Below are 3,780 nucleotides of genomic sequence, written 5' to 3'. Positions count from 1 at the left end.
GGGTTGTGGGAGAGTAGGACACCGCCGAACTTAACATGTGAAAGGCCCCGGTTGAGAACTGTGATGGTTCTCCCGGGGCCTTTCCGCATACCCACCCCCGCCCGGTCACGCGACTCCCGCCCCCAATCACGCGAGTCCCGGCCCGGATCACGCGAGTTCCGGCCTGGATCACGCGAGTGCCGCCCCGGCCGCTCGAGTCGGGCTTCGGGCTGCACGCGATTCGTTCAGCGGCTCCGTCGCCGGCCCGATCCGGCTGGCACTCACGTGATTGAAGCCGGATCTGGCGTGATCGGGGACGGGACTCGCGTGATCGGGGACGGAACTCGCGTGATTGAAGCCGGGACTCGCCGGTGACGACGCGGTTTGGGGAGCGACGCGGCGGCTGGGGAGATGAGAAGGGGGCCAGGAGCGGAGCTCCTGACCCCCGGTGGACGGGCGGGACGGGTGGTTACTTGATGGCCGAGCCGGCTTGCCAGTCGGCCCAGGACTTGGACCAGTCGCCGTACAGGTCCCAGACCGGCAGCTGGGGGCCGCCCGAGTTGGTGACCTCGACGACGTCGCCCAGGCCCATGTTCTGGAAGAACCACTGGGCGTTCGCGTCGTTCAGGTTGATGCACCCGTGTGACACGTTCGAACTGCCCTGCTGGGCGACGCTGTGCGGGTTCTCGTGGACGAACTCGCCGTCGTTGGAAATGCGCTCCGAATACTTTTCGTCCGAGCGGTACGCCTTCGGGTCCGGCGGGCAGACGCCGTACGTGCAGGAGTCCATCGTGTAGTTCGCCTGCTTGTCCGAAATGACGTGCGCGCCCAGGTGGGTCGGTGTCGCGTCCTTGCCCATGGAGATCGGCATCGACTTGACCATGGCGCCGTTGTGGAAGATCTGCATCTGCTCGGTGTTCCCGTCGGCCTTCCCGATCCAGGAATCGTGCACCTTGTACGTCTCCGTACGGTCCTCCGCGCCGAACACCTCGCCGCCGAAGTCGACACCGTAGATCTTCGCCGTCACCTTCAGCGTGGTGCCGGCCTTCCAGTACTCCTTCGGCCGGTAGTGGACGTTCGAGTCGTCGATCCAGTACCAGCTGCCGTCCTGCTTCGGGGTCGACTCGACCGTCAGGGCCTTCTCGACCGCCGCCTTGTTCTTCACGGCGACCTTGCCGAAGCTGAACACGATCGGCTGGCCGACGCCGACGCCCGTGCTCGCCACCGCGGACGGCGCCGGGATCAGGTTGGCGTTCGCCTGCTTCTTCGGCGCCAGCGTCGTGATCTGGTTGTCCTGCTCGATCGGCTTCCCGTTGGTGCCCTGGGCGTGCGCGACGATCTTGTACGTCGCGCCGTAGCCGAGCGGCTCGGTGGAGGTCCAGCTCGACCCGTCGGGCGTGAGCTTGCCGGCGACCGTCTTCCCCTTGGCGGCGTTGGTCACCGTGACGTCGAGGAGCTTCCCGTTGGCCGCCTTGACGACGATCGGCGTCGCGGGGTTCACCGCCGTGCCGCCCGCGGGGTCGAACGTCACCGCCACGGCCGTCTCGGACGGTGCGGCGGATCCCGACCCGGGCGTCCCACCGGCGGGCGAACCGCCGTCGTCACCGGACGAGCAGGCGGAAAGCAGCAGTGCCCCGGCGAGGATCCCGGCCACCGAAAGTAAAATCTTCTTGGGGAGCATATTATCTCTTTTTGGGAATTGGGGGTCGGCGGGCATTCGTCATCAAAACTACGCGATAGCGATGACGTTCCTGTCGGCGGATCGGTGCATCGGCGTGACGTGGATCACGCGATGACGAGGCCTGGTGCGCCGTAGAGTCCCGGCCCGGTCACCGAGATCGCGCCCAGGAACTCGCACGCCGCCGTGTACGCCTCTTCCGCCAGTGCCTCCGTGTGCCCGAAATCCAACGGGTTCACCCGGATCGGCGCAGGTCCCGGCAGGTACACCACCGGTACCTGGGCGGCCGCCGCCGGTGCCTCCAGCACGGCCTGGTTCCGCATGCTGATCATCGCGGTGAACATCATCACCTCGGCGAACGTCCGCGGCGCACCGGGCAGTTTTCCGGGGAACGCACAGTCGAGGACCACCAGGGACTTCGCCCCCATGGCGAGCGCCTGCCGCATCGGCACGTTCGCGACGAGCCCACCGTCGTACAGCAGGTGCCCGTCGTGCTCGACCGGCGGGAAGATCCCGGGGATCGCGCAGCTCGCCAGCAGCGGCTCGAGCAGCCGCCCGGACCGGATCAGCAGCGGCTCGGCCGTGTCGACCTGCGTCGTGACGACGCCGAGCGGCAGCGCCAGGTCCTCGAAGCAGGTGTCGGCGCCGAGGTGGTCGGCGATGATCGCGGTCAGGCCACTGTTGGGGAACAGGTGCGTCTTGCTCTGCGTCAACGTCCGGACGCGGCTCAGCACGCCGCCGGGGAACGCCTCGTCCCGCGTCATGCGCGCCCAGATGCCGTGCAGCCGCACGAGTGCGTCCTCGCCGGACAAGGCCAGCACGGCCGCGTTGAGCGACCCGACCGACGTGCCGGTCACGAGATCCGGCGTCAACCCCGCTTCGGTCAGGGCCCGGAGCATGCCCACCTGCATCGCGCCGAGGCTGCCGCCACCGCCGAGGACGAAGCCGACCGGCCGGGGAAGATCCGCGAGACTCATGCCTCCGAATGTAGTAACGCCGCAGGTGAGGCGGAAGGTCAGGGCACGCGCTCGCGTTCGGGCTCCGCGAGTGCCTTGCGCTTCTTGAGCCGCAGCAGGGAGAACACCGCCCCCGCGGCGAGCACGCCGACCACGATCAGGCCGCCCGTGTTCAGGACGCCTTCGATGCGCTTGGCGGCCTCGCCCAGCGCCGCGCCGATGCTGATGTGGACCAGCGACCAGCAGAACGCGCCCGCCGCGGCGGCCGGCAGGAACCTGCGGAACGGCAGCCCGGACGTCCCGGCCGCCGCCGGCGTCAGGGTGCGGATCACCGGCAGGAACCGGGCGAAGAACACCGCCCAGGCGCCGCGGCGTTCGAGGACCGCGGTGGCCTTGTCCCAGCCCTCGAGGCCGTACTTGAGGATCAGCTTCGTCTCCCGCAGCCGCGGGCCGAAGCGACGGCCGATGCCGTAGCCGAGCGCGTCGCCCGCGGTCGCGCACATGGTGACGACCAGCCACAGGGCCAGGAACCGCGGGACGGTGGTCGCCGTCGTCGCGGCGATGAGCAGCCCGGACTCGCCGGGCGCCAGGAAACCGAGCCCGATCGTGCACTCGGCGAAGACCAGGCCGCCGGTCGCGGCGACGAGCCCCGGTTCCGGAAGTCCTTGCAACCAGCTGAGGAGGTCCGAAACCAGGGCCATGCCGCCACTTTACCGATCCTTTAAGGATGGTGGGGTGACGTGGGTCACCGGGCCAGGAGCGACGCGGCTTCCTGGGCTGCGGGTCCTTCGGACGTCAAGTGCTGCAGGTTCTCGGGCAGTACCTCGCCGCGGTGGGCCTTGGTCTGGGCGTAGAGCCGGCCCGCGCGGTACGACGAACGCACCAACGGCCCCGCCATCACACCCGCGAAACCCATCGCTTCCGCAGCCTTCGAATGCTCCACGAACTCCTCCGGCTTCACCCACCGATCCACCGGGTGATGCCGCGACGACGGCCGCAGGTACTGCGTGATCGTCAAAATCTCACACCCCGCATCCACCAGATCCTGCATCGCCGGAGCCACCTCATCCGACGTCTCACCCATACCCAGAATCAAGTTCGACTTCGTCACCAAACCGGCCTCACGCGCCGCCGCGATCACTTCCAGAGACCGAGCGTAACGGAAAC

Annotated in this window: 3 protein-coding genes and 1 pseudogene; all 4 read right to left on the bottom strand. The window is 68.4% G+C overall.

All coding sequences use genetic code 11. The features are described 5' to 3' along the window. Positions 1-448 precede the first annotated feature (448 nt). Positions 449-1,660: an Ig-like domain-containing protein gene (locus AB0F15_RS44955; RefSeq protein ID WP_360284067.1), complete on the bottom strand. Its 1,212-nt coding sequence runs from the start codon at positions 1,658-1,660 to the stop codon at positions 449-451. Positions 1,661-1,764: 104 nt separating this feature from the next. Continuing rightward, the gene (locus tag AB0F15_RS44950; protein WP_360284065.1) at positions 1,765-2,634 is read right to left on the bottom strand and encodes a patatin-like phospholipase family protein; all 870 of its coding nucleotides are present in this window, start codon (positions 2,632-2,634) and stop codon (positions 1,765-1,767) included. Between the two features lie 38 nt (positions 2,635-2,672). Further along, positions 2,673-3,314, bottom strand: a complete 642-nt coding sequence (locus AB0F15_RS44945) for a DedA family protein (RefSeq protein WP_360284063.1) — start codon at positions 3,312-3,314, stop codon at positions 2,673-2,675. A gap of 44 nt (positions 3,315-3,358) precedes the next feature. Next, positions 3,359-3,780: pseudogene (locus AB0F15_RS44940) on the bottom strand (lipoyl synthase); the annotation flags it as partial.

This window comes from Amycolatopsis sp. NPDC026612, assembly GCF_040638285.1.
Classification (GTDB): Bacteria; Actinomycetota; Actinomycetes; order Mycobacteriales; family Pseudonocardiaceae; genus Amycolatopsis.
Note: the sequence above shows the minus strand (reverse complement) of the source record. Positions and strands in the feature narration are given on the sequence as shown.

Bases quoted from the DNA above. Each gene is read 5' to 3' on its own strand.
- AB0F15_RS44950 (WP_360284065.1), bottom strand. From the start codon at position 2,634: ATGAGTCTCGCGGATCTTCCCCGGCCGGTCGGCTTCGTCCTCGGCGGT.
- AB0F15_RS44955 (WP_360284067.1), bottom strand. From the start codon at position 1,660: ATGCTCCCCAAGAAGATTTTACTTTCGGTGGCCGGGATCCTCGCCGGG.
- AB0F15_RS44945 (WP_360284063.1), bottom strand. From the start codon at position 3,314: ATGGCCCTGGTTTCGGACCTCCTCAGCTGGTTGCAAGGACTTCCGGAA.